The sequence below is a fragment of the Aeromicrobium sp. CF3.5 genome, assembly GCF_051262695.1.
In the GTDB taxonomy this organism is placed as follows: Bacteria; Actinomycetota; Actinomycetes; order Propionibacteriales; family Nocardioidaceae; genus Aeromicrobium.
Window position 1 is genome coordinate 248,900 of record NZ_JBIMEZ010000005.1, and the last position, 17,390, is coordinate 266,289.

The 17,390-nt window shown below is 69.1% G+C and carries 19 protein-coding genes; 15 read left to right on the forward strand and 4 right to left on the reverse strand.

What is annotated here, in order from left to right; all coding sequences use genetic code 11:
- The first annotated feature begins 62 nt into the window (after positions 1 to 62).
- Positions 63 to 980 carry a diguanylate cyclase domain-containing protein gene (locus tag ACHAA3_RS11575; RefSeq protein ID WP_435709165.1) on the forward strand — a complete coding sequence of 306 codons (918 nt, stop codon included), beginning with the start codon at positions 63 to 65 and terminating at the stop codon, positions 978 to 980.
- Positions 981 to 1,028: 48 nt separating this feature from the next.
- Here the strand turns inward: ACHAA3_RS11575 and ACHAA3_RS11580 are convergent, their stop codons facing one another.
- The gene (locus ACHAA3_RS11580; RefSeq protein WP_435709166.1) at positions 1,029 to 2,183 is read right to left on the reverse strand and encodes a pyridoxal phosphate-dependent aminotransferase; all 1,155 of its coding nucleotides are present in this window, start codon (positions 2,181 to 2,183) and stop codon (positions 1,029 to 1,031) included.
- An 81-nt stretch (positions 2,184 to 2,264) separates the two neighbouring features.
- Here ACHAA3_RS11580 and ACHAA3_RS11585 point away from each other — a divergent pair, with 81 nt between their 5' ends.
- From ACHAA3_RS11585 to fbaA, 7 genes are all read left to right on the forward strand, one after another.
- Positions 2,265 to 3,374 carry an NADH:flavin oxidoreductase/NADH oxidase gene (locus ACHAA3_RS11585; RefSeq protein WP_435709167.1) on the forward strand — a complete coding sequence of 370 codons (1,110 nt, stop codon included), beginning with the start codon at positions 2,265 to 2,267 and terminating at the stop codon, positions 3,372 to 3,374.
- A 149-nt stretch (positions 3,375 to 3,523) separates the two neighbouring features.
- Complete coding sequence (locus ACHAA3_RS11590; protein WP_435709168.1) at positions 3,524 to 4,243, forward strand: sortase; 720 nt, start codon at positions 3,524 to 3,526, stop codon at positions 4,241 to 4,243.
- Entirely contained in the window at positions 4,240 to 4,896 is a 657-nt protein-coding gene (gene pyrE, locus ACHAA3_RS11595; protein WP_435709169.1) for an orotate phosphoribosyltransferase, read from the forward strand. The genes ACHAA3_RS11590 and pyrE overlap by 4 nt, the downstream gene beginning before the upstream one ends.
- 10 nt (positions 4,897 to 4,906) lie before the next feature.
- Positions 4,907 to 5,560, forward strand: coding sequence for a TrmH family RNA methyltransferase (locus ACHAA3_RS11600; RefSeq protein WP_435709170.1), 654 nt, complete (start codon positions 4,907 to 4,909; stop codon positions 5,558 to 5,560).
- Positions 5,560 to 5,889 carry a hypothetical protein gene (locus tag ACHAA3_RS11605; protein ID WP_435709171.1) on the forward strand — a complete coding sequence of 110 codons (330 nt, stop codon included), beginning with the start codon at positions 5,560 to 5,562 and terminating at the stop codon, positions 5,887 to 5,889. Before ACHAA3_RS11600 ends, ACHAA3_RS11605 begins: the two co-directional genes overlap by 1 nt.
- 42 nt (positions 5,890 to 5,931) lie before the next feature.
- Positions 5,932 to 7,293 (forward strand): FAD-dependent oxidoreductase, encoded by a 1,362-nt coding sequence (locus ACHAA3_RS11610; RefSeq protein WP_435709172.1) that lies wholly within the window; start codon positions 5,932 to 5,934, stop codon positions 7,291 to 7,293.
- Between the two features lie 66 nt (positions 7,294 to 7,359).
- Positions 7,360 to 8,379, forward strand: a complete 1,020-nt coding sequence (gene fbaA, locus ACHAA3_RS11615; protein ID WP_435709173.1) for a class II fructose-bisphosphate aldolase — start codon at positions 7,360 to 7,362, stop codon at positions 8,377 to 8,379.
- 85 nt (positions 8,380 to 8,464) lie between these two features.
- Here the strand turns inward: fbaA and ACHAA3_RS11620 are convergent, their stop codons facing one another.
- Positions 8,465 to 9,433: a hypothetical protein gene (locus ACHAA3_RS11620; RefSeq protein WP_435709174.1), complete on the reverse strand. Its 969-nt coding sequence runs from the start codon at positions 9,431 to 9,433 to the stop codon at positions 8,465 to 8,467.
- 195 nt (positions 9,434 to 9,628) lie between these two features.
- On the opposite strand from ACHAA3_RS11620, the gene ACHAA3_RS11625 reads away from it, so the two are divergent.
- Positions 9,629 to 10,033 carry a DUF3151 domain-containing protein gene (locus tag ACHAA3_RS11625; protein WP_435709175.1) on the forward strand — a complete coding sequence of 135 codons (405 nt, stop codon included), beginning with the start codon at positions 9,629 to 9,631 and terminating at the stop codon, positions 10,031 to 10,033.
- Positions 10,034 to 10,049: 16 nt separating this feature from the next.
- On the opposite strand, the gene ACHAA3_RS11630 is transcribed toward ACHAA3_RS11625, so the two are convergent.
- Positions 10,050 to 10,940 (reverse strand): diacylglycerol/lipid kinase family protein, encoded by an 891-nt coding sequence (locus ACHAA3_RS11630; protein WP_435709176.1) that lies wholly within the window; start codon positions 10,938 to 10,940, stop codon positions 10,050 to 10,052.
- A 12-nt stretch (positions 10,941 to 10,952) separates the two neighbouring features.
- A complete protein-coding gene (locus ACHAA3_RS11635) occupies positions 10,953 to 11,921 on the reverse strand; it encodes an EamA family transporter (RefSeq protein ID WP_435709177.1) in 969 nt (322 codons plus the stop codon).
- A 47-nt stretch (positions 11,922 to 11,968) separates the two neighbouring features.
- Between ACHAA3_RS11635 and ACHAA3_RS11640 the strand changes: the two genes are divergently transcribed.
- The 6 genes from ACHAA3_RS11640 (at position 11,969) to ACHAA3_RS11665 (ending at position 17,378) form a co-directional block, all read left to right on the forward strand.
- Positions 11,969 to 12,499 carry a CGNR zinc finger domain-containing protein gene (locus ACHAA3_RS11640; RefSeq protein ID WP_435709178.1) on the forward strand — a complete coding sequence of 177 codons (531 nt, stop codon included), beginning with the start codon at positions 11,969 to 11,971 and terminating at the stop codon, positions 12,497 to 12,499.
- Between the two features lie 104 nt (positions 12,500 to 12,603).
- The gene (locus ACHAA3_RS11645) at positions 12,604 to 13,893 is read left to right on the forward strand and encodes an adenylosuccinate synthase (protein ID WP_435709179.1); all 1,290 of its coding nucleotides are present in this window, start codon (positions 12,604 to 12,606) and stop codon (positions 13,891 to 13,893) included.
- 127 nt (positions 13,894 to 14,020) lie between these two features.
- Complete coding sequence (gene purD, locus ACHAA3_RS11650) at positions 14,021 to 15,271, forward strand: phosphoribosylamine--glycine ligase (protein ID WP_435709180.1); 1,251 nt, start codon at positions 14,021 to 14,023, stop codon at positions 15,269 to 15,271.
- A gap of 80 nt (positions 15,272 to 15,351) precedes the next feature.
- Positions 15,352 to 15,522 carry a hypothetical protein gene (locus ACHAA3_RS11655; protein WP_435709181.1) on the forward strand — a complete coding sequence of 57 codons (171 nt, stop codon included), beginning with the start codon at positions 15,352 to 15,354 and terminating at the stop codon, positions 15,520 to 15,522.
- Between the two features lie 50 nt (positions 15,523 to 15,572).
- A complete protein-coding gene (purB, locus tag ACHAA3_RS11660; RefSeq protein WP_435709182.1) occupies positions 15,573 to 16,994 on the forward strand; it encodes an adenylosuccinate lyase in 1,422 nt (473 codons plus the stop codon).
- 9 nt (positions 16,995 to 17,003) lie between these two features.
- Complete coding sequence (locus tag ACHAA3_RS11665; protein ID WP_435709183.1) at positions 17,004 to 17,378, forward strand: DUF3592 domain-containing protein; 375 nt, start codon at positions 17,004 to 17,006, stop codon at positions 17,376 to 17,378.
- Positions 17,379 to 17,390: the final 12 nt, after the last annotated feature.

The following is a 17,390-nucleotide window of genomic DNA, read 5'->3' on the forward strand; positions in this document are numbered from 1 at the left end:
TGGAGGTAACGGTGCACGGACCTCGCACGAGCAAGACCGTCAGGTCGGCGTCGTTTGCCTTGGTGACTTCACTGGCTGCTGCGGTGGTCGCGGCCACAGGGGTCCTCGACCTCCTCACAGGATCGGTCAACGTCTCTACTCGGTGGACCATCTTGATCATTGCCCTGGCCGTGACGGCGGCGGGCCTGCCGGCCGCGCTCGGCGAACGGTTCCCACCGTGGGCGGCGCTCGCCGCGTGCTGGCTGTTCATCGGGGTCACAGCCCTGCAGACCGCGCAGGCCGCCGACGTCACCATGGCGGTGAACAACCTCGTGCTCTACCCCATGATGAGCTGCTACCTGGGGTGGTTCTTCGACCATCGAACCGCTCGAACCAGCGTCGCCGCGATGTTCCTGCTGTCTGGATCGGCTGTCTGGATCGGCGGCATCGGGAGCCTGTTCGCGACCTGGGCGAACCTGGTACTTGCGTCGACCTTCTGTCTCGAAGCCGCCCTGTACCTGCGCGCGAAGCTGGACCGGCAGATTGAGACCGACCCACTCACCGGCGCGCTGAACCGCAACGGGCTTGCCTCACGGCTCAGTCACGAGCTCGCCGACACGGCCCGCACGCGCGCACCCCTGGCGGTCGTGGCCATTGACCTCGACGGGTTCAAGGCAATCAACGATCGGTTCGGGCACGCCGCCGGCGACCAGATGTTGATCGTCATGGTGGCACACCTCGAGCACGCCACACGTCGCCGTGACTCGATCGCTCGCACGGGCGGCGACGAGTTCGTGCTACTTCTCCCGAACACCACTCTGACACGGGCCAAGGACCTGCTCGACCGCCTCCAAGTCGATTCGAGTGTCCCCTGGACGTACGGCCTCGTCGAGGCCCAACCATCTGACACCGAGGAAAGTCTCATTGCCCGGGCCGACGGCGACCTGTACCTGCATAAAAAGCCCCAAGAGTTCGACACGTCAATCGATCCCTTGCACTAGCAGCCGCAGAGCCTGTTCCGCGGGGGCTGGTCGAGTGATCGCTGCCGGCTACGGTCGCAGGGCCTGAAGCCGCTGGAGGGCCTCGTCGATGACCGATTCGGTCTTGCAGAACGCCCAGCGCACCAGCGGCCGCCCGGCCTCCTTGTCGTCGTAGAACACCTGGTGGGGGACCGCCACCACGCCGCAGCGCTCGGGCAGGGACAGGCAGAATTCCAGGCCGTCCTCGAAGCCCAAGGAGCGGATGTCGGTGGTCGCGAAGTAGGTGCCATCGGGCACGAACACGTCGAATCCGATGTCGGCCAGTCCGGCGCACAGCTGGTCGCGTCTGGCCTGCAGGGTGCGGCGGAGATCGCCCGTGATGGCCTCGGCGTCGTCCAGGGCGGCCGCGATCGCGGGTTGCAGGGGCGATCCCGACGTGAAGGTGAGGAACTGCTTGGCGCCCGTCATGGCGCGCACCAGACCGGCCGGTCCGCTCGCCCAGCCGACCTTCCAGCCGGTGAACGAGAAGCTCTTGCCCCCTGAGCTGATCGTCAGGGTGCGCTCGGCCATGCCGGGCAGGGTCGAGATGGGAATGTGCTCGACGCCGAACGTGAGGTGCTCGTAGACCTCGTCGCTGATCACGATCAGGTCGTGCTCGATCGCCAGGTCGGTCACGGCAGCCAGCTCGTCGCGGGTCAGCACCGCGCCGGTCGGATTGTGCGGCGAGTTCAGCAGGATCGCGGTGGTGCGTTCGGTGACCGCCGTGCGCAGCTGGTCGATCGGCAGGCGGAAGTCCGGAGCCCGCAACGTGACGGGTCGTCGGACCGCGCCGGCCATCTGCAGCATTGCGACGTAGGAGTCGTAGTACGGCTCGAGCACCACGACCTCGTCGCCAGGATTGATCAGACCGAGCAGTGCGGCGGCGATCGCCTCGGTCGCGCCGGTGCTGGCTGCCACCTCGGTGTCCGGGTCGAGCTCGATGCCGTAGAGGCGCCGCTGATGATCGGCGATTGCGACCCGCAGCTCGGGAACGCCGGCGCCTGGGGCGTACTGGTTGCGCCCCGACCGCAGGGCCTCCACAGCGCGGTCGATCACGCTGTCGGGACCGTCGGTATCCGGAAAACCCTGCCCGAGGTTGACCGAGCCGGTCTTCAGAGCGAGTGCGGTCATCTCCGCGAAGACCGTCGTGCCGAGTCCGTCTAGGCGTGCCGCAGGTGATCGCATGATGGTCCGAGCCTACGTCCGTGCCGCGCTGATCTGGTGAAGCCGGGGAAGCGATTGCGCCGGTGTGCGGTTGCACCCAGCATGAGCCTGTTGTTCGAGCCCCTGACCCTTCGCGGCATGACCACCGCCAATCGGATCTGGCTGGCGCCGATGTGTCAGTACAGCGTCACGGCGCGCGACGGGGTGCCGACCGACTGGCACCTGGTCCACCTCGGCTCGCACGCGATCGGCGGCTTCGGCCTCGTCCTGACCGAGGCCACCGCCGTCGTCCCCGAGGGCCGGATCAGTCCCGAGGACACCGGGCTGTGGAACGACGAGCAGGCCGAGGCGTGGCGCAAGATCGTCGAGTTCGTGCACGAGCGCGGCACCCCCATCGGCGTGCAGCTGGCGCACGCGGGCCGCAAGGCCTCCACCTACGGTCTGTTCCCGGCTGGCGAGGGCAGCGTGCCCGATGCAGCCGACGGCTGGCAGACCGTGGCTCCCACCGCGACCGCCTACCCGGGCAATGACGCACCGCGTGCGCTGAGCCTCGAGGAGGTGCGCGCCCTGCCTGGTGCGTTTGCGGCTGCAGCGCGCCGCGCGGACGAGGCCGGCTTCGACACCGTCGAGATCCACGCCGCCCACGGGTACCTCGTGCACCAGTTCCTCTCCCCGCTCATCAACGAGCGCACCGACGAGTACGGCGGCTCCTTCGAGAATCGCACCCGTGTGCTCGTCGAGATCGTCGACGCCGTGCGGGCCGTCTGGCCTGCGGACAAGCCTCTGCTGGTGCGGCTGTCGGCCACCGACTGGGCGCCCGACGGCCTGCAGGGCTGGGACGTCGAGCAGACCGCCCGGATCAGCCAGCTGCTCGCCGGTCACGGCGTCGATCTCGTCGACGTCTCCTCGGCCGGCGCGATCGCCGAGCAGCAGATCGCCGTCGGTCCGGGCTTCCAGGTGCCCTTCGCTGCCGAGGTGCGTCAGGTCAGTGGCCTGCCGACCGGGGCGGTCGGTCTCATCACCGAGCCCGAGCAGGCCGCGCAGGTGCTGGCCGACGGATCGGCCGATGTCGTCCTGCTGGGGCGCGCGGCACTCCGTGATCCAGGTTGGCCGCTGCGAGCTGCGGCGACGCTGGGCGTGGAGCGCGACGATGCCGGCTACGCGCCGCAGTACCTGCGTGGAGCGTGGCCGCGCGCAGCGGTGGGGACATAAGTCACCCCACCGTTCTCGGGGGGTGAAACGGTGGGGCGACCCCTCTAGTCTAGGCCCTCTCGCGCTGCCGGGGGAGCGAAATCAGATTTTTATCGGCGAGGTTCGAGACCGGGCCGGTCTGATTCGGTGTTCGGTGAAACACTGAGTCCATGACGACCACGGCCTCTCCGTCCCGGCGCGCCTCGCGGCCCCCACGTCGTCGGCGTGGTGCGGGCAGCCGCATCGTCACGCTGATCGGTGTGCTGCTGATCGTGGGTGGGCTGAGCATGGTCGGCTGGTTCGGGTGGCAGTACTTCGGCACCAACATCGTGTCCAAGCAGAAGGCCACCGAGATCACCGAGACCACCCAGGCGCAGTGGAGCAACGGCATCGAGGGCGACGCCGTCGCGCTGCTGCGGGTCGACCGCTTCGGTGAGGACTTCGAGATCCCGATCGTCGAGGGCTTCGACGACGCCACCCTCGCCGAGGGCGTGGGCATGTACCCCGACGGCTCCCTGCCCGGCGAGAAGGGAAACTTCGCCATCGCGGGGCACCGCGTCACCCACGGCGAGCCGTTCCGCGACTTCCTCAACCTACGCGCCGGCGACATGGTCGAGGTCGAGACGCGCACCAAGATCTACACCTACGAGCTGAAGCACGACGGCGACGAGATCACCGTCGACTTCACCACCAGCTGGCCGCTGTGGAACGTCCCGGACCCCGACTCCAAGGGCGAGGCGCCCACGTCCTCGCAGCTGACGATGCTGACCTGCTCGGAGCTGTTCCACACCGACGACCGCAACATCGTGGTCGGCGATCTCGTCGACACGGTCGACAAGGAGGCCACGGCTCCGCCGGCGGACCGGGCTGTCTCCGCCGACGCGGCATGAGCTCGTCGGCCACGTCGGGGGAGTTCATCGAGCTGGCCCTGCGGCACGGGGTGCTGCGGTTCGGGGAGTTCACGCTCAAGTCGGGCCGCACGTCGCCGTACTTCTTCAATGCAGGTCTGTTCAACACCGGTGAGCGTCTCGCCGCCCTCGGCCGGCACTACGCGTCGGCGATCGTCGACAGCGGCGTCGAGTTCGACGTGCTGCTCGGGCCGGCCTACAAGGGCATCCCGATCGCCGCCGCCACGGCCGTCGCCCTGACCGACCACCACGGTCGCGACGTCCCCTGGTGCTTCAACCGCAAGGAGCCCAAGGACCACGGTGAGGGCGGCCTGATCGTCGGTGCGCCGCTGGTCGGGCGGGCCCTGGTCGTCGACGACGTCATCACGGCGGGCACGGCCATCCGTGAGGTCGAGACGGTGATCGCCGCCGAGGGCGCCTCGATCGCCGGCATCGTGGTGGCCGTGGACCGGCAGGAGCGCGGTACCGGGGACCTGTCGGCGATCGGCCAGGTCGAGCGCGACCTCGGCACCACGGTCACCTCGATCGTCAGCCTCGACGAGATCGTCGAGTACCTGGAGCGCACGGGCGACCACGCCGAGCACCTCGACGCAGTTCGCGCCTACCGCGCCGAGTTCGGTGTCGCGTCCTCCTGATGGGCCCGCCGTGACCGAGCCCCCGGCGCCCGAGCCGTCGGGGACCGAACCAGCCATCGGCGTCGGTCCGTGGAGCGGCCCCTGGCCCGACGGAACCCACTGGGACCCCGACCTCCTGCGCGACGGCGACACCCGCAACGTCGCCGACCGGTACCGTTACTGGAGCCTGGCGGCGATCGTTGCGGACCTCGACGAACGCCGCCATCCGTTCCACGTCGCCATCGAGAACTGGCAGCACGACTTCAACATCGGGTCGATCGTGCGCACCGCCAACGCGTTCCTCGCCGCTGAGGTGCACATCGTGGGCAAGCGGCGCTGGAATCGTCGTGGCGCCATGGTCACCGATCGCTACCAGCACGTGCGTCACCACGCCGATGTCGCTGCGCTGCACGCGTGGGCTGACAGCGAGACGGTGCCGATCATCGGCATCGACAACACGGCCGGCTCGACGCCCCTGGAGACGACGCCCCTTCCGGTGAGCTGTGTGCTGCTGTTTGGCCAGGAGGGCCCCGGGCTCAGCGACGAGGCCCGTGCCGCGAGCACCTCGCTGCTGTCGATCGCCCAGTTCGGATCGACGCGTTCGATCAACGCAGGGGCCGCAGCCGCCATCGCGATGCACGCGTGGATCCGGGACCACGGTGTCCCCTCCTCGCCCGAGCGCTGATGTCGGCCGGTCGGGTGCTCGATGTCGTCGCCACGACGTTCGCGTTGATCATCCTCGTCCTGGAGTCGGTGGCGGCCTTCATCCTGACCGGCTTCTTCGTGATGGCCACCGACACGTGCGGCCCCGGCGAGTGCAGCACCGCCAGGATCTCCTTGGGTTCGGGTCTGGTCTATCTCGCCATCATCGGTGCGTTCGTGTTGTCGGGCGTCGGCATCGCGCGCGCAGTCTCGAGGGTTTCGGTGATGGTGATCTGGCCGGTGCTCGGCTGCCTGCTGGTGGCAGGTGCCGTCTTCGTCGGCGGCTCGATCGCCGACAGCACCTCGCCCTGATCCTGCCTGCGCGTCTCCTCATCGGCCCGTAGGGTCGAAGGCATGTCTCGAGTGGTGGTGATCGGGGGCGACGCAGCAGGTGCGACCGTCGCCTCGAATCTGCGGCGCACGTTGCCCGACGAGCACGAGGTGATCGTGCTGGAACGCACCGACCGCACGTCGTACTCCGCGTGCGGCATCCCCTACTGGATCGCTGGCGACGTCGATTCTGCTGACGACCTGGTCGCGCGCACCCCCGAGGAGCACCGCGAGAACGGCATCGATCTGCGCACCGGTGTCGAGGTCACGGCCATCGATGTCGAGGCCAAGAGCCTTGCCCTCGCGAAGGGCGATCCTCTCACCTATGACCGGCTCGTCATCGCCACCGGCGCCGAGCCATTGCGGCCGGACCTGCCGGGCATCGACGGTGACGGCATCCTCGGTGTGCAGTCCCTCGACGACGGTCAGGCCGTGATCGACGCCATGGACCGTCGCCCCGAGCACGTCGTGGTGGTCGGCAGTGGCTACATCGGCCTGGAGATGGCCGAGGCGTGCGTCTCGCGCGGGTTCGACACGACGGTCGTGGAGCAGGCGCCGACTCCCCTGCCGATCGTGGAACCGCAGATGGGCGAGCTGATCGCCGATGCGATGCGCGCCCGCGGCATCCACCTGCGCGAGAGCACGGCGGTCACCGGCTTCACCCTCGACGACGATGGCCGGGTCACGGCCGTCGAGGTCGACGGCGAGTCGATCCCGGCCGACCTGGTCATTCTCGGCCTGGGCGTCTCGGCCCGCACCTCGTTGGCCGCAGACGCTGGTCTGACGCGGGGGCCCAAGGGGGCGCTGATGGTCGATCAGCACCAGCAGGTGGTCGGTCGCGACGACATCTGGGCGGCGGGCGACTGCGTGGCCTCGATCGACCGTGTCACCGGCGATCACGTCCACCTGGCACTCGGCACCCACGCCAACAAGCAGGGCATGGTCGCCGCCGACGCCATCGCGGCAGACATTCTCGACGGCGCTCCCTCGTTGACCTTTCCCGGCGTCGTGCAGACCGCGATCACCAAGTTCTGCTCGTTGGAGATCTCGCGCACGGGACTGGGCGAGCAGCAGGCCAGGGACGCCGGATTCGACCCCGTGGTCGCCTCGGTGGTCACCACCAACATCGCCGGCTACATGCCCGGCTCGGCCGAGATGACGGTGCTGATGGTCGGTGACCGCACCACGCGCCGGCTGCTCGGGGCGCAGATCGTCGGGGCCGAGGACGCGGCCCTGCGCATCGATGTCATCGGCACGGCGCTGGCCAGCGGACTCACCATCGACGACGTCGTCATGCTCGACCTCGCCTACGCGCCGCCCTTCGGGTCGACGTGGAGCCCGGTGCAGGTCGCGGCACGCGCCGTGGTCAAGGCGATGGCGGGGTAGTTCGTCGCCGGGGTGGGCGGCTGGAATACTGGCCGGACACGATCCCCCACGAAATCTGGAGCTCGCATGCCCGTCGCCACACCCGAGGTCTACGCCGCGATGCTGGACAAGGCCAAGAGCGAGTCGTTCGCCTACCCGGCCATCAACGTCGCCAATTCGCAGGCGCTCAATGCGGCCCTGGCAGGATTCGCCGAGGCGGAGAGCGACGGCATCATCCAGGTCTCGACCGGCGGCGCGGAGTACTTCTCCGGCCCGACGGTCAAGAACATGGTGTCGGGCGCCCTGGGCTTCGCCTCCTTCGCCGCCGAGGTGGCCAAGCAGTACCCGGTCAACGTGGCCCTGCACACCGACCACTGCCCCAAGGACAAGCTCGACGGGTTCGTGCGTCCGCTGCTGGCAGCGTCCGAGGAGCGGGTCAAGGCCGGGGGGCTCCCGTACTTCCAGTCACACATGTGGGACGGCTCGGCCGTGCCGCTGGAGGAGAACCTGGAGATCGCCCAGGAGCTGCTGGCCCGGTGCGCGGCGGCGAACATCATCCTCGAGGTGGAGATCGGTGTCGTCGGTGGCGAGGAGGACGGCGTCGAGGGCGGCGGCGGCGACCAGCTGTACTCCACGCCCGAGGACGCCCTGGCCACCGCCGAGGCGCTGGGCACCGGCGACCACGGTCGCTACCTGACCGCGCTCACCTTCGGCAACGTGCACGGCGTCTACAAGCCGGGCAACGTCAAGCTGCGCCCCGAGGTCCTGCAGAAGGCCCAGCAGGTCGTGGCCGACACGTACGGCAAGGCCGCACCGTTCGACCTGGTCTTCCACGGTGGATCGGGCTCGCTGCCTGATGAGATCTCGGCCGCGGTCGACTACGGCGTCGTCAAGATGAACGTCGACACCGACACCCAGTACGCCTTCACCCGCCCCGTCGCGGAGTGGATGCTGCGCAACTTCGACGGCGTGCTCAAGGTCGACGGCGAGGTCGGCAACAAGAAGCAGTACGACCCCCGCGCCTGGGGCAAGGCCGCCGAGGCCGGCATGTCCACCCGCGTCGCCGAGGCCTGCGCCGCCCTCCGCTCCGCCGGCACCCGCCTCTGATCACTCTGGTCTCCTGATTCCCAGGAGAACCCCGAAAGTTGGCACATCACCCTCGTTGCAACAGGGGTGATGTGCCAGCTTTCTGTCACGCGATGATCGTGCGGCCGTACAGCGAACGAGACTGCTCGAGTGCGTGACGGATCCGCGTCGCCGTTGTGTGGGCGTTGTCCTGGCGCAGGTCCTTCCAGATGACGCGCGACAGACCCCACCCCTGCGCGCGCGCTCGGTCTTCGCGTCGCTTCTCGTCAAAGACCGTCTGAAATCCTTCGGGAGTGAACGTGCCGTCGAACTTGATGCGACCATCGAACTCGGCAAGATGCCGGTAGAGCTCCCAGGCGAAGTCGGTACGCGCCACGAGGAGTCCGCGCTCGTCGAGCACCGTGAACTGAAGGTCCGGTTGGGGTAGGGCATGACGCCAGAACAGGTATCGGCTTCGCGATTCGCCCGGCGACTCAGCGCGAGCGTCGGCCAGGCTGAGGACGAGTCGTCCCGACCGTGATCCGCGCCAGGTGTGGAACGGGCCTGAGGTCTCGAGCAGCGAGTCGGGAGTGACCAGCCGTTGGTGCAGCGCGGAATCCGCCGTGACCAGTCCGGCTTCGGTGGTCAGGCCGCATACCAGCTCCCACACGCAACGATCGGGCGAGGAGACCAGGACCCCGTTCACCTCGACCACGTCGGCGTCGGCGATGGTGCCCACGTGGTGCTGAACACCTGCTTCATGCCGTCCGCGGCCGGAGTCCTTGCGCGTGACGTGCACTTCCTCGAGCGACGCATTCCACAGCGCCATGCCGTGGATGGCCGCCGCCGACTGGTGGGTGAGCACGACGGCCCCGCGATGTCGATGGAACACGGCGCGACTCTTGGCCACGAGCTTCTTCTCGGCGGAGAGCGAGTCGTAGGTAGCGCAGAGTGCGTAGAGCCCTGCGCCGATCCTGGTCAGCAGACCGATCGCCTTGGCTTCTCGGATGTCGCGGTCGTCGTACCCAGAGTCGAGGATCTCACGGCGCGAGATGAACCCTCGGGCCTCGGCGCGGTGGATCAGTTGATCGTTCACGACCTCATCGTTGATCGATGCGGGGCCTTCGACCGACGACACCTGAAGGACTGTGGACAGTCGACCCACGGCCACCTCGCTGTGGACGGCGACCCGGTACCCGGAAGGTGACACATCACCCCTGTTGCAACGAGGGTCAGGCGCCAGCTTTCGGGGTTCTCCTGGGAATCATGTGACGGGTGTCAGGATGGGGGCATGACGAACCTGCTGGGCGAACCGCCCGAGACCTTCCTGCCCGAGGACCCCGGCGCGGCGATGCTGGCCGAGGGGAGCGATCCCAAGAACGTGGCCTCGCTGCACCCCGATTCGGTGTCGGCATGGATCACGTTGGCCGAGACGGCCCTCGACGACGGGATCGACCTGGAGGGGTACGCCTTCGCCCGCACCGGATACCACCGGTGCCTGGACATGCTGCGTCGCAGTGGCTGGAAGGGCCACGGCCCCGTGCCGTGGTCACACGAGCCGAATCAGCCGTTTCTTCGCGCGCTCGCTGCGCTCGCCGAGGCCTCGGCACGTCTGGGCGACGACGCCGAGACCCACCGGTGCCGCGAGTTCCTGCACGAGTCGAGCCCGGAGGCCTACGCCGTACTGGTGAAGTAGCTCGTCGGGCCGGAGGTCAGGGGACGTACATGGTCAGGGCGGCGGGAACGATCCGCCACTCATAGTGCTGGGAGGCCTCCGCCAGCTCGCCGTCGCTGGTGCAGCGGAGGGCGTCTCCGTCGACGGTGACGTGGCTGCCGCGCAGGTAGACGACGTCGTCGCGCTGGTGGTGGTCGCCGCGTCGCACGCTGAATGCGTAGGCGATGCGTCGTCGGGCCGACTCGGTGTAGGACACCGAGATGTCGAGCTCCCCGTCAGACGGGTCGGCCTGCGGCAACAGCGGCGCTCCGCCCCCGACGAACTGGCCGTTGCCGACCGCCACCTGGATGACGGGGGACCTCCGGGAGAGCGTCCTGCCATCGACGCTGATCTTGAGCCGGGCGCCGGGTGTCGTCAGCCCCTTGAGGCCGGTGATGGCAGCACCCACCGCGTAACCCGCCGGTCCGAGCGACTTCTTCCAGGGCCGTGCCGCGGCGGCAGCCTCGGCGCCGATGCCGATGTGGGCCGCGTTGATGACGACATTGCCCGTGCCATCGATGATGAGATCGATCTGGCGGGTCGTGCCCTCGACGATGACCTCGGCCGCAGACACGGCATCGGGGTGCAGGCCGAGCGTCGCGGCGAAGTCGTTGCCCGTGCCCAGGGGCACGAGGCCGATCGTCACGTCGCCGAGTCGGTCGACTGCGTGCAGCGCGGCGACCACCGCGTGCAGGCTGCCGTCGCCGCCCAGCACGACCACCCCGTCGAGATCGGGCCGAGCTGCCAACGCCTCCTTCAGGTCGTCGAGGCCGCCCGTGCTCACCAGCTCGACGTCGTAACTCTTCTCGAGGGCCCTGATCACCTGGTCGGTGACTTGGTCGTCGGAGGATCCGGCACCGGAGTTGGCAATCGCGAGAAGTCGTGTCATGGGAGGGTCAGCCTACGGTGCGACACCAGCGGGAGGCGCCCCGGCGACCTTCGGCTCACCCAGACGTACGGCGACGACGCCGGCGAGGATGAACGCACCGCCGACCAGCTGGACAGACCGAGGGGTCTCGCCCAGCAGCAGCCAGGCGAACACCACACCCGCAACAGCCTCGGACAGCCCGACGAACGAGGCGAGTCGGGACCCGAGGCGCCGGGTGGCCGCGATGCCCAGCACGTAGGCGAGTGCCGCGGTGACGATGCCCAGCGCGGCGAGGGCGGCCCACCACGGCAGCGACGTGCCGGCCAGGACCACGTCCGACCGGCTGGCGGCGAGCGGGATGATGCCGATGACACCGGCGAGCAGCAGCACGACTCCGCCGACGATCACGCCGCCGGCGGCCAGCACGATGCCGGGTAGTCCGTTGTCCTCGTCGCCGGAGATGATCCAGTAGAACGCCGCTCCTGCCATGGCTCCCAGGGCCCAGACGATGCCCAGCGGGTCGACATCGGCTCCTGACAGCAGGTCCAGCACGAGCACCAGGCCGGCCGCGGCCAGCAACGCACCGACAACCGTGAGCCGGCTGGGTCGCTGGTGGTGCCGGAACCACATCCACGCCAGCACGGCGACCGGCGAGGTGAACTCGATCAGCAGGGCGACGCCGACCTGCATGCGGTCGACGGCGTTGAAGTAGGCGAGCTGGCAGCCCGCGACGGCGATGGTGCCGTAGGCGAGCACGAGTCCGAGGTTGCTGCGCAACAGCGCCCACCGGCCCCGCAAAGCCACCAGCGCTGGAATCGCGAGGACGGCCGCGGCGATGAGTACGCGTGCCGTCACGGCGGAGCCGGCGGTCCATCCGGCCTCGATCAGACCCTTGGCCAGGGGACCGGACAGGCTGAAGGAGAGCGCTGACAGCACGGCGAGGGTGAGGCCGGCGGCCGTGCGGGACGCGGCGATCTCGGAGGACCGAACGTCATGAGTCATAGGCTCCATGACATGTGACGTTAGTGGCGACGGTGTAATGTGTCAACATGGCTTTCGCGCATGACGTCGAGGGGGCGCTCGGATCGCTGGTCTGGCTGGCCAACTCCGCCCTCGAGCCCGACACCCTCGAGACCCCCGAGCAGCTCGCCGCCTTCTACGCCGACCATGGCTACACCGGCGTGCTGCGCGGCACGCGTGCTGAGCTGGAAGAGGTGCGGGCGATGCGCCCGGCCTTTCGCCAGCTGCTCCTGGCGAGTCGCGACGACGCGGTCGACCTGGTGAACGCCATGCTGCGCGAGAATGCGGCGCTCCCGCAGCTGGCGAGGCACGGCGACACGGACTGGCACCTGCACGCCGTCCAGGATGATCAGCGCTTCGCGGTGCGCATCGCCGTCGAGAGCGCCATGGCGATGGTCGACGTGATCCGGGCCGACGAGATGTCGCGGCTCGGCGTGTGCGCCGACGACACGTGCGACGGCGTGGTGCTGGACCTGTCACGCAACCGCTCGCGGATCTTCTGCAGCACCGCGTGCGGCAATCGGGCCGCAGTCGCCGCATACCGCGCCCGTCAAGCCTGACAGGTGCTGGTCGGTGCAACGTGGGACGGCCCGTCTCGGTTAGACTGCAGAGGTCAGAGCCCCGCGAATACGGGGCTTGTCGCATGTGAGGGTGGTGCATTTCCATGCCCGCAGTCGTGATCGTCGGCGCCCAGTGGGGCGACGAGGGCAAGGGCAAGGCCACAGACATCCTGGGCAGCCGCGTCGACTACGTCGTGAAGTTCAACGGCGGCAACAACGCCGGCCACACGGTGGTGATCGGTGATCAGAAGTACGCGCTGCACCTGCTGCCCAGCGGCATCCTCAGCCCCGGCTGCGTCCCGGTCATCGGCAATGGCGTGGTCGTGGACCTGAAGGTCCTGTTCGAGGAGATCGACGGACTCGAGGCGCGCGGCATCGACACGTCCAAGCTCGTGGTCAGCGCCAACGCCCACGTCATCGCCGACTACAACCGCACGGTCGACAAGGTTGCCGAACGCTTCCTGGGGAGCCGCAAGATCGGCACCACCGGACGCGGCATCGGCCCCACCTACGCGGACAAGATGAATCGTCTCGGCATCCGCATCCAGGACCTGTTCGACGAGAAGATCCTGCGCCAGAAGGTCGAGGGTGCGCTCGAGCTCAAGAACCAGATCCTCACCAAGATCTACAACCGTCGGGCCGTCGAGGTCGATGAGATCGTCGATGAGCTGCTCACCTACGTCGACCGGCTGCGCCCGATGGTGGCCGACACCCCGCTGCTGCTGCACGAGGCGCTCGCCGCCGACAAGACGGTGCTGCTCGAGGCCGGGCAGGCCACGCTGCTCGACGTCGACCACGGCACCTACCCGTTCGTGACGTCGTCGTCGGCGACCACGGGCGGTGCGTGCACCGGATCGGGCATTGCTCCGAGCGAGATCACTCGCGTCATCGGCATCGTCAAGGCCTACGCCACCCGCGTCGGTGAGGGCCCGTTCCCCACCGAGCTGTTCGATGACGACGGCGACGGCGCCCGGCTGCGCACCAACGGTGCCGAGTTCGGCACCACGACCGGCCGTCCTCGCCGATGTGGCTGGTACGACGCTCCGATCGCCCGCTACGCGGCCCGCATCAACGGCGTCACCGACTTCGTGCTGACCAAGCTCGACGTGCTGACCGGCTGGGACCGCATCCCGGTCTGTGTGGCCTACGACGTCGACGGTGAGCGCATCGACGAGATGCCGATGACGCAGACCGGCTTCCACCACGCCAAGCCGATCTACGAGTACTTCGACGGCTGGCACGAGGACCTGTCGACGTGCCGCACCTTCGAGGACCTGCCGCAGACCGCCCAGGACTACGTGCTGACCCTGGAGAAGATGTCCGGAGCCCGCATCTCGACGATCGGCGTGGGACCCGACCGCGAGCAGACCATCGTGCGGCACGACCTGCTCTGATTCAGGCGGTGCCCCGGCGCCAACTTTTGGAGCGAACCGCAGCTATGACGGGCTCGGACACCTGCATTCTGCAACAAAAGTTGGTGCGGGTGCCCCCGGCCCCTACACGCCGATAGGCTCGGTCGTCGTGAAGACCCTTGTGATCGGAACCGGCGGCCGCGAGCACGCCCTCGCCCTCGCCCTGTCGCGTGACGCCCAGGTCACGGAAGTTCATGCGGCCCCCGGCAACCCGGGGATCGCAGCGTTCGCGCCCGTGCACGAGGTCGACCCTATGGACGGGACCGCGGTCGCGGCCCTGGCCACCGAGCTTGGTGTCGACCTGGTCGTCGTGGGGCCCGAGGCGCCGCTGGTCGCCGGAGTCGCCGACGCCGTGCGTGAGGTCGGCATCGCCTGCTTCGGGCCGACAGCCGCGGCCGCGCAGCTCGAGGGCTCCAAGGCGTTCGCCAAGCAGGTGATGGCTGCGGCCGAGGTTCCGACTGCCATGGCGCGCGTGTGCGAGACCGCCGAGCAGGTCGTCGAGGCGCTCGACACGTTCGGCGCCCCGTACGTGGTCAAGGACGACGCCCTGGCAGCGGGCAAGGGCGTCGTCGTCACCGATGACCGGCAGGAGGCGATCGACCATGCGGCCCAGTGCGGCACCGTCGTGATCGAGGAGTTCCTCGACGGCCCCGAGGTCTCGCTGTTCGCGATCACTGACGGCGAGACGGTGCTCCCGCTGCAGCCTGCGCAGGACTTCAAGCGCGCCCTCGACGACGACGAGGGCCCCAACACCGGCGGCATGGGTGCGTACACGCCACTGCCGTGGGCGCCGGACGATCTGGTCGCGGAGGTGTGCCGCCGCGTGCTCGTGCCCACGGTCCAGGAGATGGCGCGCCGAGGAACCCCCTTCTCCGGCCTGTTGTATGCGGGGCTGGCACTGACCGGTCGAGGCGTGCGGGTGATCGAGTTCAATGCGCGCTTCGGAGACCCCGAGACGCAGTCGATCCTGGCGTTGCTGCGCACGCCGTTGTCCGCGCTGCTGCACGGTGCTGCCACGGGCTCGCTCGGCGATGTCGGCCTGCCGCAGTGGGCAGCCGAGTCGTCGGTGACCGTCGTGATGAGCTCGGCCGGCTACCCCGCGACCTCCAGCTCCGGCGACGTCATCACCGGTATCGACGCCGCCAACGCGATCGACGGTGTCGACGTCATCCACGCCGGCACGGCCGAGGTCGACGGTCAGGTCGTCACTGCCGGTGGGCGAGTCCTGGCGGTGACCGCCACAGGGACGGATCTGACGCAGGCGCGTGAGCGCGCGTACTCCGGGATCGCCGAGATCTCCTACGACGGAGCGCAGCACCGCACCGACATCGCGCGGGCAGCCGCCGGCTCGGGCGCGTGACGGTGGGGCCGACCTTCGGCCCACTGCGCGACCGACCTTCGACCGATGCCAGCGCCGATCGCCGCGGGCATCGTCGACCCATGCGTACCTTCGACCTCATTGCCGGTGTCCTGCTGCTCGCCGCCGCTGCCAGTCTGCTGGTGTTCTTCCGGGACACCGAGCTCGGGTGGTTTCGTGGGCAGCCGCTGGGTGTCGTCCTGGGCATCCTGGGCGTCCTCGACCTGGTGGGCGCGAGTCGGCGTCGGCCGTGACCCCGTCCCGGCGGGGTCGTCTCGGCCCGGCAGGTGAAAGAATCGGCCCCGTGAGCACCCCCAACATCCTGGCCTCTCGTTACGCCTCCGCCGACCTGGTGCTGATCTGGTCGCCCGAGCACAAGATCGTGCTCGAACGCCAGCTCTGGATCGCGGTGATGAAGGCTCAGCGCGATCTGGGTGTCGACACCCCCGACGGCGTCATCGAGGCGCACGAGGCCGTCCTCGACCAGGTCGACCTCGCGTCCATCGCCGAGCGCGAGAAGGTCACTCGGCACGACGTCAAGGCTCGGATCGAGGAGTTCGCCGCGCTGGCCGGCTCCGAGCACATCCACAAGGGCATGACGTCGCGCGACCTCACCGAGAACGTCGAGCAGCTGCAGGTGCGCGCCTCGCTGGAGCTCGTGCGGTCCCGCGCCGTCGCGGCCCTTGCCCGGCTCGGTCGGCTCTCGGTCGAGCACGCCGAGCTGGTCATGGCGGGCCGCAGCCACAACGTCGCGGCCCAGGCCACCACCTTGGGCAAGCGATTCGCGACCGTTGCCGACGAGCTGATGTCCTCGGTCGGCCGCATCGACGACCTCCTCGCCCGATACCCGCTGCGCGGCATCAAGGGCCCGGTCGGCACGGCGCAGGACCAGCTCGACCTCCTGGGCGGCGACGAGTCGGCGCTGGCGGACCTCGAGCAGCGGGTCGCAGCGCACCTGGGGTTCGAGTCGGTGCTGACCAGCGTCGGGCAGGTCTATCCCCGGTCGCTGGACTACGACGTCGTCACCGCGCTCGTGCAGCTGTCGGCGGCGCCCTCCAACCTCGCCACCACGATGCGTCTGATGGCCGGCAACGAGATCGTCACCGAAGGATTCAAGCCCGGCCAGGTCGGCTCCAGCGCCATGCCGCACAAGATGAACACCCGCTCGTGCGAGCGCGTCAACGGGCTCGCAGTCATCCTGCGCGGTTACGCCTCGATGGTCGGCGAGCTCGCCGGCGACCAGTGGAACGAGGGCGATGTGTCGTGCTCGGTGGTGCGCCGGGTCGCCCTGCCCGACGCCTTCTACGCCGCCGACGGCCTGTTCGAGACCTTCTTGACCGTGCTCGATGAGTTCGGTGCGTTCCCCGCCGTCATCCAGCGCGAGCTCGACCGGTACCTGCCCTTCCTGGCCACCACCAAGGTCCTGATGGCAGCGGTGCGCCGCGGCGTCGGACGCGAGGCCGCCCACGAGGCGGTCAAGGAGCACGCGGTCGCCGTGGCGCTGGAGATGCGCGAGCAGGGCGCCGCCGAGAACGATCTGTTCGCCCGCCTGGCCGCTGACGAGAGACTGGGCCTGACCGAGTCCGATCTCGAGGCGCTGGTCGCCGAGCCGATCGAGTTCACGGGTGCCGCCCGCAGCCAGATCGAGGCCGTCGTGGCGGCCATCGAGGCCGTCGCCGCAGGCGATCCGGGTGGCGCCGCCTACACGCCCGGTTCGATCCTGTGAGCCGCTGACATGGGGCTCGAGCTGATCCCCCTGCTGTTCGCGGCCGGCGCGGTCGCGTTCGTGGCCTGGGGTGCTCGCGCGCGTCGATCGGTCGGCACGCTGCCCGAGCACTGGCAGCGCACCAGCGGCACGGTCGTCGACGCCTCCCGGCCCCAGCGCGTCATGTACGTGACGCCGGACGGCCGACGCGTCCAGCTGCGCGGCATGCTCGATCCGTCGTATGCGGTGGGCCAGTCCGTCGAGGTGCTGGTCGACCCCGTCGACCCCACCCGAGCCCGTCTGGTCGGGGCCGATCAGGCGGCTTCCTCGGTGGCCCGCACCATGCTGCTTCTGGGCGTGGTGTTCGCCGTCGCCGCCGTGGTGGCCTTCATCGTGTTCGGCTGACGACCTCTAGGG

What these genes read in the sequence shown, in the direction of transcription:
- ACHAA3_RS11630 (WP_435709176.1), bottom strand. Translation starts at nt 10,940, where the DNA reads ATGACACGACTTCTCGCGATTGCCAACTCCGGTGCCGGATCCTCCGAC.
- ACHAA3_RS11585 (WP_435709167.1), top strand. Translation starts at nt 2,265, where the DNA reads ATGAGCCTGTTGTTCGAGCCCCTGACCCTTCGCGGCATGACCACCGCC.
- ACHAA3_RS11610 (WP_435709172.1), top strand. Translation starts at nt 5,932, where the DNA reads ATGTCTCGAGTGGTGGTGATCGGGGGCGACGCAGCAGGTGCGACCGTC.
- fbaA (WP_435709173.1), top strand. Translation starts at nt 7,360, where the DNA reads ATGCCCGTCGCCACACCCGAGGTCTACGCCGCGATGCTGGACAAGGCC.
- ACHAA3_RS11645 (WP_435709179.1), top strand. Translation starts at nt 12,604, where the DNA reads ATGCCCGCAGTCGTGATCGTCGGCGCCCAGTGGGGCGACGAGGGCAAG.
- ACHAA3_RS11665 (WP_435709183.1), top strand. Translation starts at nt 17,004, where the DNA reads ATGGGGCTCGAGCTGATCCCCCTGCTGTTCGCGGCCGGCGCGGTCGCG.
- ACHAA3_RS11605 (WP_435709171.1), top strand. Translation starts at nt 5,560, where the DNA reads ATGTCGGCCGGTCGGGTGCTCGATGTCGTCGCCACGACGTTCGCGTTG.
- ACHAA3_RS11590 (WP_435709168.1), top strand. Translation starts at nt 3,524, where the DNA reads ATGACGACCACGGCCTCTCCGTCCCGGCGCGCCTCGCGGCCCCCACGT.
- pyrE (WP_435709169.1), top strand. Translation starts at nt 4,240, where the DNA reads ATGAGCTCGTCGGCCACGTCGGGGGAGTTCATCGAGCTGGCCCTGCGG.
- ACHAA3_RS11635 (WP_435709177.1), bottom strand. Translation starts at nt 11,921, where the DNA reads ATGACTCATGACGTTCGGTCCTCCGAGATCGCCGCGTCCCGCACGGCC.
- ACHAA3_RS11655 (WP_435709181.1), top strand. Translation starts at nt 15,352, where the DNA reads ATGCGTACCTTCGACCTCATTGCCGGTGTCCTGCTGCTCGCCGCCGCT.
- ACHAA3_RS11625 (WP_435709175.1), top strand. Translation starts at nt 9,629, where the DNA reads ATGACGAACCTGCTGGGCGAACCGCCCGAGACCTTCCTGCCCGAGGAC.
- ACHAA3_RS11640 (WP_435709178.1), top strand. Translation starts at nt 11,969, where the DNA reads ATGGCTTTCGCGCATGACGTCGAGGGGGCGCTCGGATCGCTGGTCTGG.
- ACHAA3_RS11580 (WP_435709166.1), bottom strand. Translation starts at nt 2,183, where the DNA reads ATGCGATCACCTGCGGCACGCCTAGACGGACTCGGCACGACGGTCTTC.